Source organism: Escherichia sp. Lx600-2 (genome assembly GCF_036662595.1).
In the GTDB taxonomy this organism is placed as follows: domain Bacteria; phylum Pseudomonadota; class Gammaproteobacteria; order Enterobacterales; family Enterobacteriaceae; genus Escherichia; species Escherichia coli.
Map to the genome: position 1 here is coordinate 12682 of NZ_JAYQWM010000001.1, position 22715 is coordinate 35396.

Below are 22715 nucleotides of genomic sequence, written 5' to 3' on the forward strand. Positions count from 1 at the left end.
ACCCGGCATTGAGATTACTCTTCTGTCGTTTGCGGTGGCACGCCCGTTCCGCTCGGTTTACGGCGCTTACCAATATTTTTGGTATCGCGATGGCGTTTTTTCACCCGCGGCTTCTCTTTCTCTTTAGCTTTTTTCTTCTCGGCGCGTTTTGCCAGTACTTTCTTCGATGGCTTGCCGGTCTGCTTCTCGCTTGGCGCACGCGTTTTCGGGCGTAACTCATCAATCACGCGAGCTTTAATTGGCTCTTCAATATAGCGACCAACTTTGCCCAGCAGCAGATGGTCATGGGCTTCTACCAGCGAAATTGCGGTGCCTTTACGACCGGCGCGCGCGGTACGTCCGATACGGTGCAAATAAGTATCGCCACTGCGCGGCATATCGAAGTTAAAGACGTGGCTGACGTCAGGAATGTCGATACCGCGCGCGGCAACATCGGTTGCAACCAGTACGTTTACGCGACCTTCGGTCAAACGCTTGATCGCTTCGTTACGCTTGCCTTGTACCATCTCACCTTCGAGATAGCAGTTGTTGATGCCCGCTTCGCGCAGCCAGTTTGCCAGCTCATGCACACGCTCACGCTTACGCACAAACACAATTGAGCGGGTCGCTTCCGGCTGTTTTAACAGATGCACCAGCAATGCGGTTTTATGTTCCAGGTCATCGGCGCGGTAATACCACTGATGAATTTTTTTGCGCTCACGGGTGGACGGATTGGCAGAAACCTCCACCGGATCTTCCAGCAGACGCTCGGCAAAGTCCTGAATCGCATCGCCTTCCAGAGTTGCCGAAAAGAGCAGGGTCTGTTTACGCCAGCGCGTTTCGCCAGCAATATGTTCGATATCCTGAGCGAAGCCCATATCCAGCATACGGTCTGCTTCGTCGAGGATCAGCGTTTCAACCGCGCGGCAATCGAAGTTCTCTTCTTTTATGTATTGCAGCAGACGTCCGGTCGTGGCGACCACGATGTCCTGATTTTCGCTGAACACTTCCGCGTGGTTCATATAGGCTACGCCGCCGGTGATGGTGGCGATATCCAGATGCGTATGTTTCGCCAGTTCGCGGGCATGATCGGCCACCTGCATCGCCAGCTCGCGAGTTGGGGTGAGGATCAAAATACGCGGCGGACCGGATTTCTTACGCGGGAAATCGAGCAGGTGCTGCAACGCTGGCAGCAGATACGCCGCCGTTTTACCGGTGCCTGTCGGCGCAGAACCGAGTACATCACGGCCATCGAGCGCAGGCGGAATGGCGGCAGCCTGAATGGCGGTCGGGCGAGTGAAACCTTTATCCTGGAGGGCTTCCAGCAGGCTTTCGTCGAGTTCAAGTTCGGAAAAAGTCGTTACAGTCATGTTCTACCTCTGTGTGGGGCGCTGATTATAGACGTTACGGCTGCAATCTTCATCTGTTTGTATGGATATCGCTTCTCGGGTATTGTTCTCACCCGGTGCTATCGCCGTTTTTCCTGCAAGGTTTTATTTTCATGTCACAGTCTACATCCGTGCTTCGTCGTAATGGATTTACTTTTAAACAGTTTTTTGTTGCTCATGAACGCTGTGCGATGAAAGTGGGAACGGATGGCATATTGCTGGGCGCATGGGCACCGGTGGCTGGGGTAAAACGTTGCCTTGATATCGGCACTGGTAGCGGGTTGCTGGCATTAATGCTGGCGCAGCGAACCGATGACAGCGTGATGATTGATGCAGTTGAACTGGAAAGTGAAGCTGCCGCGCAGGCGCAGGAAAATATCAACCAGTCCCCGTGGGCAGAGCGGATTAACGTCCATACGGCGGATATTCAGCAGTGGCTCACACAGCAGACAGTACGCTTCGATTTAATCATCAGTAACCCACCTTACTATCAGCAGGGAGTAGAGTGCGCGACCCCTCAACGGGAACAGGCTCGCTATACCACTACGCTTGATCACCCATCGCTGCTGACCTGTGCGGCGGAGTGCATTACCGAAGAGGGATTTTTCTGCGTGGTGCTGCCAGAGCAGATTGGTAATAGTTTTACGGAGCTGGCATTAAGCATGGGCTGGCATTTACGTTTGCGGACGGATGTGGCGGAAAACGAAGCGCGACTGCCGCATCGGGTGCTGCTGGCATTCTCCCCGCAGGCGGGAGAATGCTTTAGCGATCGCTTAGTCATTCGTGGGCCAGACCAGAACTATTCCGAAGCGTATACGGCGCTGACCCAGGCTTTTTATCTGTTTATGTAATGATTGCCGGGAGAAAGGATCGATGGGCCGGAATGCGTGAGCAGTTCCGGGTAATCCAGCGTAAAATGCAGGCCACGACTCTCCTTGCGCATCATCGCACAGCGAACAATCAACTCGGCAACCTGTACCAGATTACGCAGCTCCAGCAAATTATTTGAGACGCGGAAATGGGCGTAATATTCGTCTATTTCTTGTTGGAGCATGGTTATCCGCCGCAGGGCGCGTTCCAGGCGCTTCGTTGTGCGCACAATGCCAACGTAATCCCACATAAACAGCCGTAGCTCGTGCCAGTTATGCTGAATTACTACCCGTTCGTCAGGGTTCTCAACGCGGCTTTCATCCCACGGCGGTAACGTACTGACGCCGTGGGCATAAGGCATACGTCTGGTGATGTCTTCTGCCGCCGACCAGCCATAGACCAGACACTCCAGCAATGAATTCGAGGCCATGCGGTTAGCGCCGTGTAAGCCGGTATAACTCACCTCGCCAATGGCATACAAACCCTCGACGTCCGTACGCCCATGATCATCAACCATTACACCACCGCAGGTATAATGTGCAGCAGGCACAATCGGTACCGGTTCTTGTGTGAGATCAATCCCCAGCCCGAGCAATTTTTCATAAATCATCGGGAAATGCTGGCGAATAAAATCGGCGGGCTTATGGCTGATGTCGAGGAACATACAATCTGCGCCGAGGCGTTTCATTTCATGGTCAATGGCGCGGGCGACAATATCGCGCGGGGCCAGTTCGCCGCGCACATCAAAATCGGGCATAAAACGCGTGCCATCCGGGCGCTTGAGATAAGCGCCTTCGCCGCGCAGTGCTTCCGTTAACAGGAAATTGCGTGCCTGTGGGTGATACAGCGCGGTAGGGTGGAACTGATTAAATTCGAGATTGGCAACCCGGCAGCCTGCGCGCCACGCCATAGCAATGCCATCGCCAGAAGAAATATCCGGATTGGTGGTGTACTGATAAACCTTCGACGCACCGCCGGTTGCCAGTACCACCGCTTTTGCGTGGCAGGTTTCCACAGTTTCTTTATTTCGGTTCCATACCCACGCGCCAACAACCCGTCGCGTGCCCGGCAAGCCAATTTTGTCAGAAATAATCAGATCAACCGCGTTGCTGCGCTCCAGCACGCGAATATTCGGATGGTTCAGCGCCTTGCTCACCAGCGTGGTTTCTACTTCTCTACCAGTTGCGTCGGCGGCATGAAGAATACGACGGTGACTATGGCCACCTTCACGGGTCAGATGGTAGCTTTCTTCACCATTCGGTTGAATGTGGGTATCAAATAACACCCCCTGGTCGATTAGCCATTGCACACAGGATCGTGCATTGCTGGCGACAAATTCAACTGCATGGCGATCGCAAATACCAGCCCCGGCAATCAATGTGTCTTCCACATGCGAGTCAATGCTGTCAGTTTCATCAAACACGGCGGCAATACCGCCCTGGGCATAAAATGTTGAACCTTCCGTTACCGGGCCTTTACTTAGAACGATGACCTGATGCTGGTCAGCCAGGCGTAGCGCCAGTGAAAGCCCGGCTGCGCCGCTACCGATAATCAACACGTCACATGAATGTTCAGGGAGAGTATTCATTTTCTTTGTTTAATTTACTAAACACGGTTTGGTCAGCATAGCATCATGTTGTGCGAATAAACACCTGCTATTTTAATATTTGTTACAGTGGCTAAACACGCTGACGCAGGGCGGCGAGAAAAAGAGAAGTTACTGGCTGGTGGAGGATTAGGTGGTGAAATAAAAAGGCCGTTGGGTTACTCTTCAGGCAGTTAAATGGGCATTTCTACACAGATAATGCGATGTTCAGATTCTGTAGACTTATAATGATAGATAATGATCCGTCTACAGCATGACAAACAAAAACAGATGCGTTACGGAACTTTACAAAAACGAGACACTCTAACCCTTTGCTTGCTCAAATTGCAGCTAATGGAGTGGCGTTTCGATAGCGCGTGGAAATTTGGTTTGGGGAGACTTTACCTCGGATGAGCGAGCAGTTAACGGACCAGGTCCTGGTTGAACGGGTCCAGAAGGGAGATCAGAAAGCCTTTAACTTACTGGTAGTGCGCTATCAGCATAAAGTGGCGAGTCTGGTTTCCCGCTATGTGCCGTCGGGTGATGTTCCCGATGTGGTACAAGAAGCTTTTATTAAAGCCTATCGTGCGCTGGATTCGTTCCGGGGAGATAGCGCTTTTTATACATGGCTGTATCGGATTGCTGTAAATACAGCGAAAAATTACCTGGTTGCTCAGGGGCGTCGTCCACCTTCCAGTGATGTGGATGCCATTGAAGCTGAAAACTTCGAAAGTGGCGGCGCGTTGAAAGAAATTTCGAACCCTGAGAACTTAATGTTGTCAGAAGAACTGAGACAGATAGTTTTCCGAACTATTGAGTCCCTCCCGGAAGATTTACGCATGGCAATAACCTTGCGGGAGCTGGATGGCCTGAGCTATGAAGAGATAGCCGCTATCATGGATTGTCCGGTAGGTACGGTGCGTTCACGTATCTTCCGAGCGAGGGAAGCTATTGATAACAAAGTTCAACCGCTTATCAGGCGTTGACGATAGCGGGATACTGGATAAGGGTATTAGGCATGCAGAAAGAACAACTTTCCGCTTTAATGGATGGCGAAACGCTGGATAGTGAGCTGCTTAACGAACTGGCTCATAACCCAGAAATGCAGAAAACCTGGGAAAGCTATCACTTAATCCGTGACTCAATGCGGGGTGATACTCCCGAGGTGCTCCATTTCGATATCTCTTCACGCGTGATGGCCGCCATTGAAGAAGAGCCAGTACGTCAACCGGCGACATTGATCCCGGAAGCCCAGCCTGCGCCGCATCAATGGCAGAAAATGCCATTCTGGCAGAAAGTACGTCCGTGGGCGGCACAGCTTACCCAAATGGGCGTAGCCGCATGCGTATCGCTTGCAGTTATCGTTGGCGTCCAGCACTATAATGGACAATCTGAAACGTCCCAGCAGCCCGAAACGCCGGTATTTAATACACTGCCGATGATGGGTAAAGCCAGCCCGGTTAGCCTGGGAGTACCTTCTGAAGCGACCGCAAATAATGGTCAACAGCAGCAGGTACAGGAGCAGCGTCGTCGCATTAATGCAATGTTGCAGGATTACGAACTGCAACGCCGACTCCACTCTGAACAGCTTCAGTTTGAGCAGGCGCAAACCCAGCAAGCCGCTGTACAGGTGCCAGGAATTCAAACTTTAGGAACGCAATCGCAGTAATGAAGCAACTTTGGTTTGCCATGTCATTAGTGACAGGTAGCCTGTTATTCTCTGCTAACGCCTCGGCCACTCCCGCGTCCGGGGCGTTATTACAGCAGATGAACCTGGCCAGTCAGTCACTGAATTACGAGCTGTCATTCATCAGCATCAATAAACAGGGTGTTGAGTCTCTGCGTTATCGACATGCACGCCTCGATAACCGTCCTCTTGCACAATTGTTGCAAATGGATGGCCCGCGCCGGGAAGTGGTACAGCGCGGCAATGAAATCAGCTATTTTGAACCGGGACTTGAACCGTTCACGCTTAATGGCGATTACATTGTTGATTCTCTGCCATCGCTCATCTATACCGATTTCAAACGCCTTTCTCCTTACTACGACTTTATCTCCGTCGGGCGCACGCGTATTGCTGATCGTCTTTGCGAAGTCATTCGCGTGGTTGCCCGAGATGGTACACGCTACAGCTACATCGTGTGGATGGACACCGAATCGAAATTACCGATGCGGGTTGATCTTCTTGATCGCGATGGTGAAACGCTGGAACAATTTCGCGTGATTGCTTTTAACGTCAATCAGGATATCAGCAGCAGTATGCAGACGCTGGCGAAGGCAAATTTGCCGCCGTTGCTTTCTGTTCCTGTAGGTGAAAAAGCTAAATTCAGCTGGACGCCAACCTGGTTGCCACAGGGTTTTAGCGAAGTTTCCAGTAGTCGACGTCCGCTACCGACGATGGACAACATGCCTATCGAATCACGTCTCTATTCCGACGGATTATTCAGCTTCTCGGTAAACGTTAACCGCGCTACGCCATCGAGCACCGATCAGATGTTGCGCACCGGACGCAGAACCGTCAGTACAAGCGTACGTGATAACGCCGAAATCACCATTGTCGGTGAACTGCCGCCGCAAACGGCGAAACGCATTGCCGAGAATATTAAGTTCGGGGCAGCGCAATGATCAAAGAGTGGGCTACCGTCGTCTCCTGGCAAAACGGGCAGGCGCTGGTCAGTTGTGATGTTAAAGCCTCATGCAGCAGCTGCGCTTCACGCGCCGGTTGCGGTAGCCGCGTGTTGAATAAACTTGGCCCGCAAACCACGCATACCATTGTCGTACCCTGTGATGAGCCGTTAGTGCCGGGGCAAAAAGTGGAATTGGGGATCGCCGAAGGCAGCCTGCTTAGCTCCGCATTACTGGTTTATATGTCGCCGCTGGTGGGATTATTCCTCATCGCTTCGCTATTTCAGCTACTCTTTGCTTCTGACGTCGCAGCATTATGTGGTGCGGTCCTCGGCGGTATTGGCGGGTTCCTGATTGCGCGTGGCTACTCGCGTAAGTTTGCTGCCCGGGCAGAATGGCAACCGATCATCTTAAGCGTGGCATTGCCGCCTGGCCTTGTGCGATTTGAAACATCTTCGGAAGACGCGAGCCAGTGATTTCACTGGCTTTGTTGCATTTTGCATAACAAATGCGAGGACGTTTCCAGATACCACAATCCATACGGTATGAACATTTCCTCGCCTCAATGTTGTAGTGTAGAATGCGGCGTTTCTATTAATACAGACGTTAAGCTCAGAACAGCGACTTCTAAAAGCCTGGTTAACCGGGCATTAAGGCACAATAATCATACTTTATGAAGAATATACGTAACTTTTCGATCATAGCTCACATTGACCACGGTAAATCGACGCTGTCTGACCGTATTATCCAGATCTGCGGTGGCCTGTCTGACCGTGAAATGGAGGCGCAGGTTCTCGATTCCATGGATCTTGAGCGTGAGCGTGGCATTACCATCAAAGCGCAAAGCGTGACGCTGGACTACAAAGCGTCTGACGGCGAAACCTATCAGCTTAACTTTATCGACACCCCGGGCCACGTAGACTTCTCCTATGAAGTTTCCCGTTCGCTGGCTGCCTGTGAAGGTGCATTGCTGGTGGTCGACGCCGGGCAGGGCGTGGAAGCGCAAACCCTGGCAAACTGCTACACCGCCATGGAAATGGATCTCGAAGTGGTGCCGGTACTGAACAAGATTGACCTGCCGGCAGCCGATCCTGAACGCGTGGCGGAAGAAATTGAAGATATCGTCGGCATCGACGCCACCGACGCGGTGCGCTGTTCAGCGAAAACCGGCGTTGGCGTGCAGGACGTTCTCGAACGTCTGGTGCGCGACATTCCGCCGCCGGAAGGCGATCCGGAAGGCCCGTTGCAGGCACTAATTATCGACTCATGGTTCGACAACTACCTGGGCGTTGTTTCACTTATCCGTATTAAAAACGGCACCCTGCGTAAGGGCGACAAAGTGAAAGTCATGAGTACCGGGCAGACCTATAACGCCGACCGTCTGGGCATCTTCACGCCGAAACAGGTTGACCGCACTGAACTGAAATGTGGCGAAGTCGGCTGGCTCGTATGTGCGATTAAAGATATCCACGGCGCTCCAGTCGGCGATACCTTAACGCTGGCGCGTAATCCGGCAGAAAAGGCGCTGCCTGGCTTTAAGAAAGTCAAACCGCAGGTATACGCCGGTCTGTTCCCGGTAAGTTCCGACGACTATGAAGCCTTCCGTGACGCGCTGGGTAAACTCAGCCTGAACGATGCCTCACTGTTCTATGAGCCGGAAAGCTCCAGCGCGCTGGGCTTTGGTTTCCGCTGCGGCTTCCTTGGCCTGCTGCACATGGAGATCATCCAGGAGCGTCTGGAACGTGAATACGATCTGGATCTGATCACCACTGCGCCGACCGTAGTGTATGAAGTTGAAACCACGTCAAGGGAAGTTATTTACGTCGACAGCCCATCCAAGCTGCCTGCGGTAAATAACATTTACGAACTGCGCGAGCCGATTGCAGAGTGTCACATGCTGCTGCCGCAGGCATATCTCGGCAACGTTATTACGCTGTGCGTAGAAAAACGCGGCGTGCAGACCAATATGGTTTACCACGGTAATCAGGTGGCGCTGACGTACGAGATCCCGATGGCGGAAGTGGTGCTCGACTTCTTCGATCGCCTGAAATCTACCTCGCGTGGTTATGCGTCTCTGGATTACAACTTCAAACGCTTCCAGGCGTCCGACATGGTACGTGTAGACGTATTAATCAACGGTGAACGTGTTGATGCGCTGGCGTTGATCACCCACCGTGATAATTCGCAAAACCGCGGTCGCGAGTTGGTGGAGAAGATGAAAGATCTGATCCCACGCCAGCAGTTTGATATCGCCATTCAGGCAGCGATTGGTACGCACATTATTGCGCGATCCACCGTGAAACAGCTGCGTAAAAACGTACTGGCTAAATGTTATGGCGGCGATATCAGCCGTAAGAAAAAGCTGCTGCAGAAGCAGAAAGAAGGTAAGAAACGCATGAAGCAGATCGGTAACGTCGAGCTGCCGCAGGAAGCGTTCCTCGCCATTCTGCACGTCGGCAAAGACAACAAATAACCCTTAGGAGTTGGCATGGCGAATATGTTTGCCCTGATTCTGGTGATTGCCACACTGGTGACGGGCATTTTATGGTGCGTGGATAAATTCTTTTTCGCACCTAAACGGCGGGAACGTCAGGCAGCGGCGCAGGCGGCTGCCGGTGACTCACTGGATAAAGCAACGTTGAAAAAGGTTGCGCCGAAGCCTGGCTGGCTGGAAACCGGTGCTTCTGTTTTTCCGGTACTGGCTATCGTATTGATTGTGCGTTCGTTTATTTATGAACCGTTCCAGATCCCGTCAGGTTCGATGATGCCGACTCTGTTAATCGGTGATTTTATTCTGGTAGAGAAGTTTGCTTATGGCATTAAAGATCCTATCTACCAGAAAACGCTGATCGAAACCGGTCATCCGAAACGCGGCGATATCGTGGTCTTTAAATATCCGGAAGATCCAAAGCTTGATTACATCAAGCGCGCGGTGGGTTTACCGGGCGATAAAGTCACTTACGATCCGGTCTCAAAAGAGCTGACGATTCAACCGGGATGCAGTTCCGGCCAGGCGTGTGAAAACGCGCTGCCGGTCACCTACTCAAACGTGGAACCGAGCGATTTCGTTCAGACCTTCTCACGCCGTAATGGTGGGGAAGCGACCAGCGGATTCTTTGAAGTGCCGAAAAACGAAACCAAAGAAAATGGAATTCGTCTTTCCGAGCGTAAAGAGACACTGGGTGATGTGACGCACCGCATTCTGACAGTGCCGATTGCGCAGGATCAGGTGGGGATGTATTACCAGCAGCCAGGGCAACAACTGGCAACCTGGATTGTTCCTCCGGGACAATACTTCATGATGGGCGACAACCGCGACAACAGCGCGGACAGCCGTTACTGGGGTTTTGTGCCTGAAGCGAATCTGGTCGGTCGGGCAAAGGCTATCTGGATGAGCTTCGATAAGCAAGAAGGCGAATGGCCGACTGGTGTGCGCTTAAGTCGCATTGGCGGCATCCATTAATAGCTCATCTTCGTTCACGTTGTCGCCGTTATGGCGACAACGTGAATTATTTATGAGATAAATCTCCCGTGGCTAACGACATCCCCCGTCGTTGTGTATAGAATATTCCCCCGAAGTTTAAGGTTGGCACCTCCAGGTTGCCACGGCACACGAAACAGCGTTGGTCCCCATATACCGCTAAACTGAAACTGCAGCGAAGCAGTTAGCAGAGCCATGTATATCAGGTCTGTTTCGTGTGCTGAATTGTTGACGCATTTATTTATTGGTATCGCATGAACCCCATCGTAATTAATCGGCTTCAACGGAAGCTGGGCTACACTTTTAATCATCAGGAACTGTTGCAGCAGGCATTAACTCATCGTAGTGCCAGCAGCAAACATAACGAGCGTTTAGAATTTTTAGGCGACTCTATTCTGAGCTACGTTATCGCCAATGCGCTTTATCACCGTTTCCCTCGTGTGGATGAAGGCGATATGAGCCGGATGCGCGCCACGCTGGTCCGTGGCAATACGCTGGCGGAACTGGCGCGCGAATTTGAGTTAGGCGAGTGCTTACGTTTAGGGCCAGGTGAACTTAAAAGCGGTGGATTTCGTCGTGAGTCAATTCTCGCCGACACCGTCGAAGCATTAATTGGTGGCGTATTCCTCGACAGTGATATTCAAACCGTCGAGAAATTAATCCTCAACTGGTATCAAACTCGTCTGGACGAAATTAGCCCAGGCGATAAACAAAAAGATCCGAAAACGCGCTTGCAAGAATATTTGCAGGGTCGTCATCTGCCGCTGCCGACTTATCTGGTTGTTCAGGTCCGTGGCGAAGCGCACGATCAGGAATTTACAATCCACTGCCAGGTCAGCGGCCTGAGTGAACCGGTGGTTGGCACAGGTTCAAGCCGTCGTAAGGCTGAGCAGGCTGCCGCCGAACAGGCGTTGAAAAAACTGGAGCTGGAATGAGCATCGATAAAAGTTACTGCGGATTTATTGCCATCGTCGGACGTCCGAACGTTGGCAAATCCACATTGTTGAACAAACTGCTGGGGCAGAAAATCTCCATCACCTCCCGCAAGGCGCAGACAACTCGTCACCGCATTGTGGGGATCCATACTGAAGGCGCGTATCAGGCGATCTACGTCGATACACCGGGCCTGCATATGGAAGAAAAACGCGCCATTAACCGCCTGATGAACAAAGCGGCGAGCAGCTCTATTGGCGATGTTGAGCTGGTGATTTTTGTCGTTGAAGGCACCCGCTGGACGCCGGACGACGAAATGGTGCTCAACAAACTGCGCGAAGGCAAAGCGCCGGTAATCCTCGCGGTGAACAAAGTGGACAACGTGCAGGAGAAAGCCGATCTGCTGCCGCACCTGCAGTTCCTGGCAAGCCAGATGAACTTCCTTGATATCGTGCCAATCTCTGCCGAAACCGGGCTGAATGTTGACACTATTGCGGCAATCGTGCGTAAGCATCTACCTGAAGCGACTCATCACTTCCCGGAAGATTACATCACCGATCGCTCACAGCGTTTTATGGCGTCTGAAATCATCCGCGAAAAACTGATGCGTTTCCTCGGCGCTGAACTGCCGTACTCCGTGACCGTGGAGATCGAACGTTTCGTCTCTAACGAACGCGGTGGTTATGACATCAACGGTTTGATTCTCGTTGAGCGTGAAGGGCAGAAGAAGATGGTTATTGGCAACAAAGGGGCCAAGATCAAAACCATCGGGATTGAAGCGCGTAAAGACATGCAGGAAATGTTCGAAGCGCCTGTCCACCTTGAACTGTGGGTAAAAGTGAAATCCGGTTGGGCCGACGACGAACGCGCACTGCGCAGTCTCGGTTACGTTGACGATCTTTAAGAGTAACTCCGATGGAAGGCTGGCAGCGCGCATTTGTCCTGCATAGTCGCCCGTGGAGCGAAACCAGCCTGATGCTGGACGTCTTCACGGAGGAATCGGGTCGCGTGCGTCTGGTTGCGAAAGGCGCACGCTCTAAACGCTCTACCCTGAAAGGTGCATTACAGCCTTTCACCCCTCTCTTGCTACGTTTCGGCGGGCGTGGCGAAGTCAAAACGCTGCGCAGTGCTGAAGCTGTCTCGCTGGCGCTGCCATTAAGCGGTATCACGCTTTACAGCGGTCTGTACATCAACGAACTTCTCTCCCGCGTACTGGAATACGAGACGCGCTTCTCTGAACTCTTTTTCGATTACTTGCACTGCATTCAGTCTCTTGCAGGTGCCACTGGTACGCCAGAACCCGCGCTGCGCCGCTTTGAACTGGCACTGCTCGGGCATCTGGGCTATGGCGTCAATTTTACCCATTGCGCGGGTAGCGGCGAGCCGGTAGATGACACCATGACGTATCGTTATCGCGAAGAAAAAGGGTTTATCGCAAGCGTCGTTATCGACAATAAAACGTTCACCGGAAGGCAGTTAAAAGCGTTAAACGCGCGGGAATTTCCTGACGCAGACACACTGCGCGCCGCGAAACGCTTTACCCGCATGGCGCTTAAGCCGTATCTTGGCGGTAAACCATTAAAGAGCAGGGAACTGTTCCGGCAGTTTATGCCTAAGCGAACGGTGAAAACATATTATGAATGATGAGGATTGTCATGGCTGAATTACTGTTAGGCGTCAACATTGACCATATTGCAACGCTGCGTAACGCACGCGGTACTGCTTACCCGGATCCGGTGCAGGCGGCGTTTATTGCTGAGCAGGCGGGAGCAGACGGCATTACCGTGCATTTACGTGAAGATCGCCGCCACATTACTGACCGCGATGTGCGCATCTTGCGTCAGACGCTGGATACCCGCATGAATCTGGAGATGGCAGTGACCGAAGAGATGCTGGCGATCGCCGTTGAGACGAAGCCACATTTTTGCTGCCTGGTACCGGAAAAGCGTCAGGAAGTAACAACCGAAGGCGGCCTGGACGTCGCAGGGCAGCGTGAAAAAATGCGCGATGCCTGCAAACGTCTGGCAGATGCCGGGATCCAGGTTTCTCTGTTTATCGACGCCGATGAAGAGCAGATCAAAGCTGCGGCAGAGGTTGGCGCACCGTTTATCGAGATCCACACCGGTTGCTATGCTGATGCCAAAACTGACGCCGAACAGGCGCAAGAGCTGGCGCGTATCGCCAAAGCCGCGACCTTTGCCGCAAGTCTCGGTCTGAAAGTTAACGCCGGACACGGTCTGACCTATCACAACGTGAAAGCCATTGCCGCCATCCCTGAGATGCATGAACTGAATATCGGTCATGCCATTATTGGTCGTGCAGTGATGACCGGACTGAAAGATGCGGTGGCAGAAATGAAGCGTCTGATGCTGGAAGCGCGTGGCTAATGGCAATATTAGGTTTAGGCACGGATATTGTGGAGATCGCTCGCATAGAAGCGGTGATCGCCCGATCCGGTGATCGCCTGGCACGCCGCGTATTAAGCGATAACGAATGGGCTATCTGGAAAACGCACCACCAGCCGGTGCGTTTTCTGGCGAAGCGTTTTGCTGTGAAAGAAGCGGCGGCAAAAGCGTTTGGCACCGGGATCCGCAATGGTCTGGCGTTTAATCAGTTTGAAGTATTCAATGATGAGCTCGGCAAACCACGGCTACGGCTATGGGGTGAGGCATTAAAACTGGCGGAAAAGCTCGGCGTTATAAATATGCATGTAACGCTTGCCGATGAGCGCCACTATGCTTGTGCCACGGTAATTATTGAAAGTTAAAAATAATACCGTTCTCTTTATAAAGTAAAACCCCCGAACTGGTAAGGAACGGGGGTTTTACTTTTTAACTTTAATTTTGTGCAGCACACGATTCCAACGAAAATGATTATGGATCAATTTCGTTGACCTGTACAAGCAACTTGCAATCTCTGACATAAAAAACGCGAGCCTTTACGAAGAAATCGACATTGATGAAAAGATTAACGTGACCGCTTTTTGATAAGTACATTAAAATCGGTTTCGTTATTGGCAATTTTGCTGTGCTTTACACCATGCCACTGAATTCCCCCATTGAAACGAGTGGTGTCGTCAAAGCTCTGGTGTGGAGTGCAGCACTCGATTCCAATAACTCGCACGTTCAGTTTTGGGGAGATGTAAGGGCTAATCTGAACGGCTGCATTCCTTGTTTAAGGAAAAACGAATGACTGATTGCCGATACCTGATTAAACGGGTCATCAAAATCATCATTGCTGTTTTACAGCTGATCCTTCTGTTCTTATAACACAAGGAAACGTACTTAAGGTGCGTCCGGTGAACCAATCGGACGCGCCTTTAATAACTATAAATAAGTGTCTGGGCAGATACTATATAAATTAACTTAGTGAATGATTATGCTAATGTCATCAATTAAATAAATATAATGGCGTTAAGGCTTCCCAGTAAAATAATTAATACTCTACTTCCAGAGTAGAATATTAAATTTTATCCGCGTGGTGCATCAGCACAAATTTATCCCACAACTGTTCTTCTGTCTCGACATGTTGCGGATCTTTCACAATAGTATTGGGGATCGGGCACACCTTCTGGCAGGTTGGTGTCTCGTAGTGCCCTACGCATTCGGTACACTTATCGCTGTTAATCTCATAGATATGATCTCCCATTGAAATCGCCTCATTCGGGCATTCGGGTTCACACATATCACAATTGATGCATTTTTTAGTGATTAACAGCGCCATAAGGAAACTCTCAAAACAACACAAACCGGGCGGGCATTATACGCGCATTCTTTACTCAGACCAGTTTTTTCACCAGCGCTTCACTATGACGAATACGTTCTGGTGCCAGTTCCAGATCCTGCTGAATCAGCGCAATGAACAGCAAATCCGTTAACATTCCCTGCGCGTGACAAGCAGAGATTGAAGCACTGTTTGTCGCTTGTTCTTCGGCAATGGTATACAGGCAATGAGAAGCACGCTGTTGCAGGGCATTGGGAGTAAAGCCGGTAATCGCCAGCACTTTTCCGCCCACTCGCAGCATCTCATCTGCCGCCAGGTTTAACTCGCGTCGTACACCGGTGTAAGAAATGGCTAATAACAGATCGTCAGGGGACGACGCCTGTACGGTAGCGAGTAGCGCATGCATATCGCGCACTGCGGCAGCATTGAAGCCAATCTTCATCAGCTTCCAGGCAAAGTTTTGCGCCACCAGACCCGAAGCGCCAATACCGGTCAGAATTATCCGCCGCGCAGAGCGCAACATTGTTACGCATTCATGCAGTTTCTCTTCACTATTAACGTTTAGCGTTGCGTACATAGCGGCAGTATTTTCTTTAATCAGTTTTTCGCCGACCAGCCGTAACGGATCATCACCGCGGATTTGGTTATGAATGGGCACTGAGGGCGATTCCGGCTGGCTTGCCAGCGCTTCACTCAACGCCAACTTAAGCGCCGGAAAACCTTTATAGCCGAGTTTTTGCGCGAACTTCACGACGCTGGACTGACTGACTCCGGCTTCGTTGGCCAGTTGCTGAGAGCTTAAATGGCGCGCCGTATCAGGTTGTAGCAGCAGATAATCCGCCAGTTTTTTATCACTCTGGGCAAGCCCCTGGTAACGCTGACGGATACGAAGTAAGCCGTTCATATCTTTCCTCGCGATGAAATAGTGGCGACAACAGGCAATATGAGACACACGCGAGTGAATTTTATATTCCATTGCCGCTAATTGCCATGAATTAAAAATTCCAGTTAGCCATGATGCGGTCGATTGTTGCCGGAAAAGTGATGATCTATCTGTTAGGCTATGTAGTAGCGAAAATTAATCAGGATGTTTCAGTCCAGAGGAGTATGGTTTGGCAACTCACGAGTGTCGTGTGGTGTTTTTTGACTTAGATGGAACATTGCATCAGCAGGATATGTTCGGCAGTTTTCTGCGCTATTTACTGCGTCGCCAACCGCTGAATGCGTTACTTGTCCTGCCGTTGTTGCCGATTATAGCCATTGCGTTATTGATAAAAGGTCGTGCGGCACGCTGGCCGATGAGTCTGCTTCTGTGGGGATGCACCTTTGGTCACAGCGAAGCACGTTTACAGGCGTTGCAGGCCGATTTCGTACGCTGGTTTCGTGACAATGTTACCGCCTTTCCGCTGGTTCAGGAGCGATTAACCACCTACCTGTTAAGTTCCGATGCTGATATCTGGTTGATTACCGGTTCTCCACAGCCGCTGGTTGAAGCGGTCTATTTCGATACACCCTGGCTGCCGCGGGTGAATCTTATCGCCAGCCAAATTCAGCGTGGCTATGGTGGTTGGGTATTGACGATGCGTTGCCTCGGGCATGAAAAGGTCGCGCAACTGGAGCGCAAAATCGGCACGCCGCTGCGGCTGTACAGTGGCTATAGCGACAGTAATCAGGACAACCCGCTGCTTTACTTTTGCCAGCATCGCTGGCGAGTAACCCCGCGCGGTGAACTCCAGCAACTGGAATAGAGTAAAGCATAGCGTCCGTGTATAATGCGCCGCGCTTTTATAACCGGAGTTTTCTTTTTGTCTGAAGTCGAATTTAGCCACGAATACTGGATGCGTCATGCAATGACGCTGGCGAAGCGTGCCTGGGATGAGCGGGAAGTACCGGTCGGCGCGGTATTAGTGCATAACAATCGTGTTATTGGCGAAGGCTGGAACCGTCCGATTGGTCGACATGATCCCACCGCACATGCAGAAATCATGGCCCTGAGGCAGGGCGGTCTGGTGATGCAAAATTATCGTCTGATCGACGCCACGTTGTATGTCACGCTTGAACCATGTGTAATGTGTGCCGGAGCGATGATCCACAGTCGCATTGGTCGCGTGGTCTTTGGTGCGCGTGACGCGAAAACTGGCGCTGCGGGATCTTTAATGGATGTGCTGCATCATCCGGGTATGAATCACCGAGTGGAAATTACGGAAGGAATACTGGCGGATGAGTGCGCGGCGTTGCTCAGTGACTTCTTTCGCATGCGCCGCCAGGAAATTAAAGCGCAGAAAAAAGCGCAATCCTCGACGGATTAATTTTGTTTCTCTTCACTCCCTTTCCTGGAAAACAGCAGAGAGGGAGAATGGGTCAAATAGTTTGATGACGACTGGGAAAGAAACGAGAGAAAAGGAAATTTCTCTTTGCCCAACTCCGTAGGCGATACCGCCGGATAATCCTGCGCCAGTTGCATCGCCGCTTCTGTAGCCTGCTTCTCTTTCTCTTGCAGATAACCCACCAGGCTAATCTGATACTTACGAATATTTTCGACATAAGCGTAGGCTTCATGCCCACGAGCGTAGCCGTAAGTCAGCTTGCTGTAATAGGGTTTCTGGCTAAGTAAAGGCAGACGCTGTTTTACGTCAGCCCAACTGTCAGGATTCCCTTTGGTTTTTGCCGTCAGGGCGCGGGCATCCAGCATATGCGCATAGCCCATATTGTACGCAGCGAGGGCAAACCAGATCCGCTCGTTCTCCGGCACACTTTCCGGCACTTTACTCATCATATCCTGCAAATAACGCACGCCACCGCTGATGCTCTGTTCGGCATCGGTACGATCCGTAATGCCGAGGCTTTGCGCGGTATTTTTGGTTAACATCATCATGCCGCGCACACCCGTCGGTGAAGTGGCCTGTGCATCCCAGTGCGATTCCTGATAAGCAATAGCGGCCAGCAAACGCCAGTCAATTTCTTCGGCGTATTTCTCAAACAGGGGCTTTAACTGCGGCAGTACCGCATCGACGGCGCGTAAAAATGTGCGCGTATCGACGTAATCAAAATCATCGCCATGCCCCAGGTATTTCTCTTCAATGCGTGCCAGCGTACCGTCTTCATTCATTTCGTTGAAGAAGTCGAGCAGGGCGGCGGAAAGGGTATTATCGCCATCTAACGGGCTAAACCAAGTCACCGGTTGTTCATCGGTGATATCGAGCGCTACGGCGAGCTCCGGGTGAACGCGCTGAAACAGGCTGATGGCGACAGAATCAGCAATGGTGTAATCGAGTTTTCCTTCGATGACATCTTCCATTAATTCCGCAGAGCCTTTTTTGTCGTCTACCTTCCAGCTTAATTCCGGGAATTTTGTTTCTTTCAGGGTCTGGAGATCGTTAACCACCACATGACCCGGTGCAACGGTGAGTTGCTCCGCCGTCAGGTTGCCCAGCGTACGTGGGCGATACTGACCCACTTTATAAACCAGTTGTTGTGACACGGAATAATAGGTAGGGCCAGGCTGATAATTTTTTACCCGCTCACTGTTATAGACCAGTCCTGCCGCCAGCAGGTCGGCGTTACCATTATCGAGGTCGTCAAACAGCTGGCTGATATTCTGCCGCACGGTCACTTTCAGTTTTACACCGAGGTAATCGGCAAACTGTTTCGCCAGTTCGTAATCCAGGCCAAAAGGTTTCCCGTTGATTTCGTTATAAGTCAGGGGAGTATGAATGGTGCTCACACGCAACTCTCCCCGCGCTTGAATGGCGGCGATACGGTTGTCGGCTTTACCAAACCAGGGAATGGATGGCCAGAGAGCGACCGCGAGCAGCAGTGCCAGAATGCCGATGAACAGATAATTAATCTTTAATTTTTTCAATTAGTTAATTCTCTGTGTCGTGCGCGTCCCAGCTTGAAAAAACGTAATAATAGTGAAAGGTTTACTCATAAATGAGCGGCATTTTGCGTAAACCTGCGCCAGATGGCAACTTATTACAGCCATTGGCGGCACGCGTTGCTAATTCACGATGGTGATTTTATTTCCACGCAAACGGTTTCGTCAGCGCATCAGATTCTTTATAATGACGCCCGTTTCCCCCCCTTGGGTACACCGAAAGCTTAGAAGACGAGAGACTTATGATGGAAATTCTGCGTGGTTCGCCTGCACTGTCGGCATTCCGAATCAACAAACTGCTGGCACGTTTTCAGGCTGCCAGGCTCCCGGTTCACAATATTTACGCCGAGTATGTCCATTTTGCTGACCTCAATGCGCCGTTAAACGATGATGAGCACGCACAACTTGAACGCCTGCTGAAATATGGCCCGGCACTCGTCAGCCACGCCCCGCAAGGCAAACTCCTGCTGGTGACCCCGCGTCCTGGCACCATCTCTCCCTGGTCTTCGAAAGCGACCGATATTGCCCATAACTGCGGGCTACAACAGGTAAACCGCCTTGAGCGCGGCGTTGCTTACTATATAGAAGCCGGTACGCTGACCAATGAACAATGGCAGCAGGTTACCGCTGAACTGCACGACCGCATGATGGAAACGGTCTTTTTTGCTTTAGATGATGCAGAGCAGTTGTTTGCCCACCATCAACCGACTCCGGTTACCAGCGTTGATTTGCTGGGGCAGGGCCGTCAGGCGCTGATCGACGCTAACCTGCGTCTTGGCCTGGCTCTGGCGGAAGATGAAATTGACTATCTGCAGGATGCTTTCACAAAGCTTGGTCGTAACCCGAACGACATCGAGCTGTATATGTTCGCTCAGGCGAACTCTGAGCACTGCCGCCACAAAATTTTTAATGCCGACTGGATTATCGACGGTGAACAGCAGCCGAAATCGCTGTTCAGGATGATCAAAAATACTTTCGAAACCACGCCAGATCACGTTCTCTCTGCTTATAAAGATAACGCCGCCGTAATGGAAGGTTCTGAAGTGGGCCGCTACTTTGCTGACCACGAAACGGGCCGCTACGATTTCCATCAGGAACCGGCGCATATTCTGATGAAAGTCGAAACTCACAACCACCCGACGGCGATTTCTCCGTGGCCGGGCGCGGCGACCGGTTCTGGCGGTGAAATCCGCGATGAAGGTGCCACCGGGCGCGGCGCGAAGCCGAAAGCGGGTTTGGTTGGTTTCTCCGTTTCCAACCTGCGAATTCCTGGCTTCGAACAGCCGTGGGAAGAAGATTTCGGTAAGCCTGAGCGCATTGTCACCGCGCTGGACATCATGACCGAAGGCCCGCTGGGCGGCGCGGCGTTTAACAACGAATTTGGTCGTCCGGCACTGAATGGCTACTTCCGTACTTATGAAGAAAAAGTGAACAGTCACAACGGCGAAGAGCTGCGCGGTTATCACAAACCGATCATGCTGGCGGGCGGGATCGGCAACATTCGCGCCGATCACGTACAAAAAGGCGAGATCAACGTCGGTGCGAAACTGGTCGTTCTCGGCGGCCCGGCAATGAACATCGGTCTTGGTGGCGGAGCGGCGTCTTCCATGGCGTCAGGTCAGTCTGATGCCGACCTCGACTTTGCTTCCGTACAGCGCGACAACCCGGAGATGGAGCGTCGCTGCCAGGAAGTGATCGACCGTTGCTGGCAGCTTGGTGATGCCAACCCAATCCTGTTTATCCACGACGTCGGCGCTGGCGGTCTTTCTAACGCGATGCCGGAACTGGTGAGCGACGGCGGGCGCGGCGGTAAATTTGAACTGCGCGATATTCTAAGCGACGAACCGGGCATGAGCCCGCTGGAAATCTGGTGTAACGAATCCCAGGAACGCTACGTGCTGGCGGTTGCTGCCGATCAATTACCGCTGTTTGACGAACTGTGTAAGCGTGAGCGCGCACCCTACGCGGTGATTGGTGAAGCGACCGAAGAACTGCATCTTTCTCTGCACGATCGTCATTTTGATAATCAGCCGATCGATCTGCCGCTGGACGTCCTGCTTGGTAAAACGCCGAAGATGACCCGCGATGTACAAACGCTGAAAGCGAAGGGCGATGCGCTGGTCCGTGAAGGGATCACCATTGCAGACGCGGTGAAACGCGTACTGCATCTGCCGACCGTGGCGGAGAAAACTTTCCTGGTGACCATCGGTGACCGCAGCGTAACCGGCATGGTGGCGCGCGATCAGATGGTGGGGCCGTGGCAGGTGCCGGTCGCTAACTGCGCTGTCACTACCGCCAGCCTCGACAGCTACTACGGTGAAGCGATGGCGATTGGCGAGCGTGCGCCGGTTGCGCTGCTGGATTTCGCCGCCTCTGCCCGTCTGGCGGTCGGTGAAGCGTTAACCAATATTGCCGCAACACAGATTGGCGATATCAAACGCATTAAACTTTCCGCCAACTGGATGGCGGCGGCAGGCCACCCTGGTGAAGATGCGGGCCTGTATGAAGCCGTTAAAGCCGTGGGCGAAGAGCTTTGTCCGGCGCTGGGCCTGACGATCCCGGTGGGTAAAGACTCTATGTCGATGAAAACCCGCTGGCAGGAAGGTAACGAAGAGCGCGAAATGACGTCGCCGCTGTCGCTGGTGATTTCTGCATTTGCCCGCGTGGAAGATGTACGTCACACCATCACGCCGCAGCTTTCTACCGAAGATAACGCACTGCTGCTGATTGATTTGGGCAAAGGCAATAACGCGCTGGGCGCAACGGCGCTGGCGCAGGTTTATCGTCAGCTTGGCGACAAACCGGCAGATGTACGCGATGTCGCGCAACTGAAAGGCTTCTATGACGCGATTCAGGCGCTGGTTGCACAGCGTAAGCTGCTGGCGTATCACGACCGCTCTGATGGCGGCCTGCTGGTAACGCTGGCGGAAATGGCCTTTGCTGGTCATTGCGGCATTGACGCGGATATAGCCACTCTGGGTGACGATCGCCTGGCGGCGTTGTTTAACGAAGAACTGGGTGCGGTGATTCAGGTTCGTGCCGCTGACCGTGAAGCGGTCGAATCCGTACTGGCACAGCATGGGCTTGCGGATTGCGTCCATTATGTTGGGCAGGCGGTTTCCGGTGACCGTTTTGTGATTACCGCCAATGGGCAGACTGTATTCAGCGAAAGCCGCACTACGTTGCGTGTCTGGTGGGCAGAAACTACCTGGCAGATGCAGCGCCTGCGTGACAACCCGGAGTGTGCCGATCAGGAGCATCAGGCGAAATCAAACGACGCCGATCCGGGCCTGAATGTAAAACTGTCGTTCGATATCAACGAAGATGTGGCAGCACCGTATATTGCCACTGGCGCACGTCCGAAAGTTGCCGTACTGCGTGAGCAGGGCGTGAACTCGCATGTTGAAATGGCGGCAGCTTTCCACCGTGCGGGCTTTGATGCTATCGATGTGCATATGAGCGACCTGCTGACTGGACGCACGGGACTGGAGGATTTCCACGCCCTGGTCGCGTGCGGTGGTTTCTCCTACGGTGATGTGCTGGGTGCCGGTGAAGGTTGGGCGAAGTCTATCCTGTTCAATGACCGTGTACGCGATGAGTTTGCAACCTTCTTCCACCGTCCGCAAACGCTGGCGCTGGGGGTATGTAACGGTTGCCAGATGATGTCTAATCTGCGTGAACTGATCCCAGGTAGTGAGTTGTGGCCACGTTTTGTGCGCAATACCTCCGATCGCTTTGAAGCGCGTTTCAGCCTGGTTGAAGTGACCCAAAGCCCGTCGCTGCTGTTGCAGGGGATGGTGGGCTCGCAAATGCCGATTGCTGTCTCTCATGGTGAAGGGCGCGTGGAAGTGCGTGATGCGGCGCATCTGGCGGCGCTGGAAAGTAAAGGGCTGGTGGCACTGCGCTATGTCGATAACTTCGGCAAGGTCACTGAAACCTACCCGGCTAACCCGAACGGTTCTCCGAATGGTATTACGGCAGTCACGACTGAAAGTGGTCGAGTTACCATTATGATGCCGCACCCGGAACGTGTTTTCCGTACTGTCAGCAACTCCTGGCATCCGGAAAACTGGGGCGAGGATGGTCCATGGATGCGCATTTTCCGCAATGCACGTAAGCAGTTGGGGTAAGTCGTCAGCCCATTGGTTTTGCAGCCCGGATGAGGCATTCACGCCGCATCCGGCATTAAATACCAACCGCTATTATAAGCTCCCAACTCAGGGAGCTTTTTTGTGTCTGTAAATCACGACAATG

General features: G+C 52.2%; 22 protein-coding genes. 17 read left to right on the forward strand and 5 right to left on the reverse strand.

The features are described 5' to 3' along the window. Positions 1-14 precede the first annotated feature (14 nt). The gene (gene srmB, locus OQV04_RS00075) at positions 15-1349 is read right to left on the reverse strand and encodes an ATP-dependent RNA helicase SrmB (RefSeq protein ID WP_000219193.1); all 1335 of its coding nucleotides are present in this window, start codon (positions 1347-1349) and stop codon (positions 15-17) included. 131 nt (positions 1350-1480) lie between these two features. Here srmB and trmN point away from each other — a divergent pair, with 131 nt between their 5' ends. Beyond that, positions 1481-2218, forward strand: a complete 738-nt coding sequence (gene trmN / locus OQV04_RS00080) for a tRNA(1)(Val) (adenine(37)-N(6))-methyltransferase TrmN (RefSeq protein WP_032281448.1) — start codon at positions 1481-1483, stop codon at positions 2216-2218. Here the strand turns inward: trmN and nadB are convergent. Then, positions 2203-3825, reverse strand: a complete 1623-nt coding sequence (gene nadB, locus OQV04_RS00085) for an L-aspartate oxidase (protein ID WP_032281447.1) — start codon at positions 3823-3825, stop codon at positions 2203-2205. The two genes, trmN and nadB, sit on opposite strands and share 16 nt — an antisense overlap. A gap of 255 nt (positions 3826-4080) precedes the next feature. On the opposite strand from nadB, the gene rseD reads away from it, so the two are divergent. From rseD to shoB, 13 genes are all read left to right on the forward strand, one after another. Continuing rightward, positions 4081-4236 carry a rpoE leader peptide RseD gene (rseD, locus tag OQV04_RS00090; RefSeq protein WP_001303621.1) on the forward strand — a complete coding sequence of 52 codons (156 nt, stop codon included), beginning with the start codon at positions 4081-4083 and terminating at the stop codon, positions 4234-4236. Further along, on the forward strand, positions 4233-4808 hold the full coding sequence (gene rpoE / locus OQV04_RS00095; RefSeq protein ID WP_001295364.1) for an RNA polymerase sigma factor RpoE: 576 nt from the start codon (positions 4233-4235) through the stop codon (positions 4806-4808). The genes rseD and rpoE overlap by 4 nt, the downstream gene beginning before the upstream one ends. A gap of 32 nt (positions 4809-4840) precedes the next feature. Then, positions 4841-5491 carry an anti-sigma-E factor RseA gene (gene rseA / locus OQV04_RS00100; RefSeq protein WP_001168459.1) on the forward strand — a complete coding sequence of 217 codons (651 nt, stop codon included), beginning with the start codon at positions 4841-4843 and terminating at the stop codon, positions 5489-5491. Beyond that, on the forward strand, positions 5491-6447 hold the full coding sequence (gene rseB / locus OQV04_RS00105; protein ID WP_000812053.1) for a sigma-E factor regulatory protein RseB: 957 nt from the start codon (positions 5491-5493) through the stop codon (positions 6445-6447). The genes rseA and rseB overlap by 1 nt, the downstream gene beginning before the upstream one ends. Continuing rightward, positions 6444-6923 carry a SoxR-reducing system protein RseC gene (gene rseC / locus OQV04_RS00110; protein ID WP_000589070.1) on the forward strand — a complete coding sequence of 160 codons (480 nt, stop codon included), beginning with the start codon at positions 6444-6446 and terminating at the stop codon, positions 6921-6923. The genes rseB and rseC overlap by 4 nt, the downstream gene beginning before the upstream one ends. A 197-nt stretch (positions 6924-7120) precedes the next feature. After that, positions 7121-8920 (forward strand): translation elongation factor 4, encoded by a 1800-nt coding sequence (gene lepA, locus OQV04_RS00115; protein WP_000790168.1) that lies wholly within the window; start codon positions 7121-7123, stop codon positions 8918-8920. Positions 8921-8935: 15 nt separating this feature from the next. Beyond that, entirely contained in the window at positions 8936-9910 is a 975-nt protein-coding gene (lepB, locus tag OQV04_RS00120) for a signal peptidase I (RefSeq protein WP_032281446.1), read from the forward strand. 272 nt (positions 9911-10182) lie between these two features. Continuing rightward, positions 10183-10863, forward strand: a complete 681-nt coding sequence (gene rnc, locus OQV04_RS00125; protein ID WP_001068343.1) for a ribonuclease III — start codon at positions 10183-10185, stop codon at positions 10861-10863. Next, positions 10860-11765 (forward strand): GTPase Era, encoded by a 906-nt coding sequence (gene era / locus OQV04_RS00130; protein WP_000020749.1) that lies wholly within the window; start codon positions 10860-10862, stop codon positions 11763-11765. The genes rnc and era overlap by 4 nt, the downstream gene beginning before the upstream one ends. Positions 11766-11776: 11 nt before the next feature. Continuing rightward, on the forward strand, positions 11777-12505 hold the full coding sequence (gene recO / locus OQV04_RS00135; protein WP_032281445.1) for a DNA repair protein RecO: 729 nt from the start codon (positions 11777-11779) through the stop codon (positions 12503-12505). Between the two features lie 11 nt (positions 12506-12516). After that, positions 12517-13248 carry a pyridoxine 5'-phosphate synthase gene (gene pdxJ, locus OQV04_RS00140; protein ID WP_001295365.1) on the forward strand — a complete coding sequence of 244 codons (732 nt, stop codon included), beginning with the start codon at positions 12517-12519 and terminating at the stop codon, positions 13246-13248. Next, the gene (gene acpS, locus OQV04_RS00145; RefSeq protein ID WP_000986024.1) at positions 13248-13628 is read left to right on the forward strand and encodes a holo-ACP synthase; all 381 of its coding nucleotides are present in this window, start codon (positions 13248-13250) and stop codon (positions 13626-13628) included. The genes pdxJ and acpS overlap by 1 nt, the downstream gene beginning before the upstream one ends. A gap of 421 nt (positions 13629-14049) precedes the next feature. Continuing rightward, on the forward strand, positions 14050-14130 hold the full coding sequence (gene shoB / locus OQV04_RS00150) for a type I toxin-antitoxin system toxin ShoB (RefSeq protein ID WP_000128776.1): 81 nt from the start codon (positions 14050-14052) through the stop codon (positions 14128-14130). Between the two features lie 193 nt (positions 14131-14323). On the opposite strand, the gene yfhL is transcribed toward shoB, so the two are convergent. Together yfhL and OQV04_RS00160 are read right to left on the reverse strand one after the other, a co-directional pair. Further along, positions 14324-14584: a 4Fe-4S dicluster ferredoxin YfhL gene (yfhL, locus tag OQV04_RS00155; protein WP_001196285.1), complete on the reverse strand. Its 261-nt coding sequence runs from the start codon at positions 14582-14584 to the stop codon at positions 14324-14326. Between the two features lie 55 nt (positions 14585-14639). Next, positions 14640-15488, reverse strand: coding sequence for a MurR/RpiR family transcriptional regulator (locus tag OQV04_RS00160; protein ID WP_001013779.1), 849 nt, complete (start codon positions 15486-15488; stop codon positions 14640-14642). Positions 15489-15696: 208 nt separating this feature from the next. On the opposite strand from OQV04_RS00160, the gene yfhb reads away from it, so the two are divergent. Together yfhb and tadA are read left to right on the forward strand one after the other, a co-directional pair. Next, positions 15697-16332 carry a phosphatidylglycerophosphatase C gene (gene yfhb / locus OQV04_RS00165; RefSeq protein WP_032281442.1) on the forward strand — a complete coding sequence of 212 codons (636 nt, stop codon included), beginning with the start codon at positions 15697-15699 and terminating at the stop codon, positions 16330-16332. Positions 16333-16389: 57 nt separating this feature from the next. Beyond that, a complete protein-coding gene (tadA, locus tag OQV04_RS00170) occupies positions 16390-16893 on the forward strand; it encodes a tRNA adenosine(34) deaminase TadA (protein ID WP_001301544.1) in 504 nt (167 codons plus the stop codon). Here the strand turns inward: tadA and mltF are convergent. Further along, a complete protein-coding gene (mltF, locus tag OQV04_RS00175) occupies positions 16890-18446 on the reverse strand; it encodes a membrane-bound lytic murein transglycosylase MltF (protein ID WP_000734212.1) in 1557 nt (518 codons plus the stop codon). The genes tadA and mltF overlap by 4 nt on opposite strands. Positions 18447-18703: 257 nt before the next feature. Between mltF and purL the strand changes: the two genes are divergently transcribed. After that, positions 18704-22591 (forward strand): phosphoribosylformylglycinamidine synthase, encoded by a 3888-nt coding sequence (gene purL / locus OQV04_RS00180; RefSeq protein WP_247806606.1) that lies wholly within the window; start codon positions 18704-18706, stop codon positions 22589-22591. Positions 22592-22715: the final 124 nt, after the last annotated feature.

What these genes read in the sequence shown, in the direction of transcription:
- shoB (WP_000128776.1), top strand. Translation starts at nt 14,050, where the DNA reads ATGACTGATTGCCGATACCTGATTAAACGGGTCATCAAAATCATCATT.
- era (WP_000020749.1), top strand. Translation starts at nt 10,860, where the DNA reads ATGAGCATCGATAAAAGTTACTGCGGATTTATTGCCATCGTCGGACGT.
- rseC (WP_000589070.1), top strand. Translation starts at nt 6,444, where the DNA reads ATGATCAAAGAGTGGGCTACCGTCGTCTCCTGGCAAAACGGGCAGGCG.
- lepA (WP_000790168.1), top strand. Translation starts at nt 7,121, where the DNA reads ATGAAGAATATACGTAACTTTTCGATCATAGCTCACATTGACCACGGT.
- rseA (WP_001168459.1), top strand. Translation starts at nt 4,841, where the DNA reads ATGCAGAAAGAACAACTTTCCGCTTTAATGGATGGCGAAACGCTGGAT.
- pdxJ (WP_001295365.1), top strand. Translation starts at nt 12,517, where the DNA reads ATGGCTGAATTACTGTTAGGCGTCAACATTGACCATATTGCAACGCTG.
- OQV04_RS00160 (WP_001013779.1), bottom strand. Translation starts at nt 15,488, where the DNA reads ATGAACGGCTTACTTCGTATCCGTCAGCGTTACCAGGGGCTTGCCCAG.
- rpoE (WP_001295364.1), top strand. Translation starts at nt 4,233, where the DNA reads ATGAGCGAGCAGTTAACGGACCAGGTCCTGGTTGAACGGGTCCAGAAG.
- purL (WP_247806606.1), top strand. Translation starts at nt 18,704, where the DNA reads ATGATGGAAATTCTGCGTGGTTCGCCTGCACTGTCGGCATTCCGAATC.
- rseD (WP_001303621.1), top strand. Translation starts at nt 4,081, where the DNA reads ATGATCCGTCTACAGCATGACAAACAAAAACAGATGCGTTACGGAACT.
- lepB (WP_032281446.1), top strand. Translation starts at nt 8,936, where the DNA reads ATGGCGAATATGTTTGCCCTGATTCTGGTGATTGCCACACTGGTGACG.
- nadB (WP_032281447.1), bottom strand. Translation starts at nt 3,825, where the DNA reads ATGAATACTCTCCCTGAACATTCATGTGACGTGTTGATTATCGGTAGC.
- yfhL (WP_001196285.1), bottom strand. Translation starts at nt 14,584, where the DNA reads ATGGCGCTGTTAATCACTAAAAAATGCATCAATTGTGATATGTGTGAA.
- rseB (WP_000812053.1), top strand. Translation starts at nt 5,491, where the DNA reads ATGAAGCAACTTTGGTTTGCCATGTCATTAGTGACAGGTAGCCTGTTA.
- trmN (WP_032281448.1), top strand. Translation starts at nt 1,481, where the DNA reads ATGTCACAGTCTACATCCGTGCTTCGTCGTAATGGATTTACTTTTAAA.
- recO (WP_032281445.1), top strand. Translation starts at nt 11,777, where the DNA reads ATGGAAGGCTGGCAGCGCGCATTTGTCCTGCATAGTCGCCCGTGGAGC.
- acpS (WP_000986024.1), top strand. Translation starts at nt 13,248, where the DNA reads ATGGCAATATTAGGTTTAGGCACGGATATTGTGGAGATCGCTCGCATA.
- rnc (WP_001068343.1), top strand. Translation starts at nt 10,183, where the DNA reads ATGAACCCCATCGTAATTAATCGGCTTCAACGGAAGCTGGGCTACACT.
- srmB (WP_000219193.1), bottom strand. Translation starts at nt 1,349, where the DNA reads ATGACTGTAACGACTTTTTCCGAACTTGAACTCGACGAAAGCCTGCTG.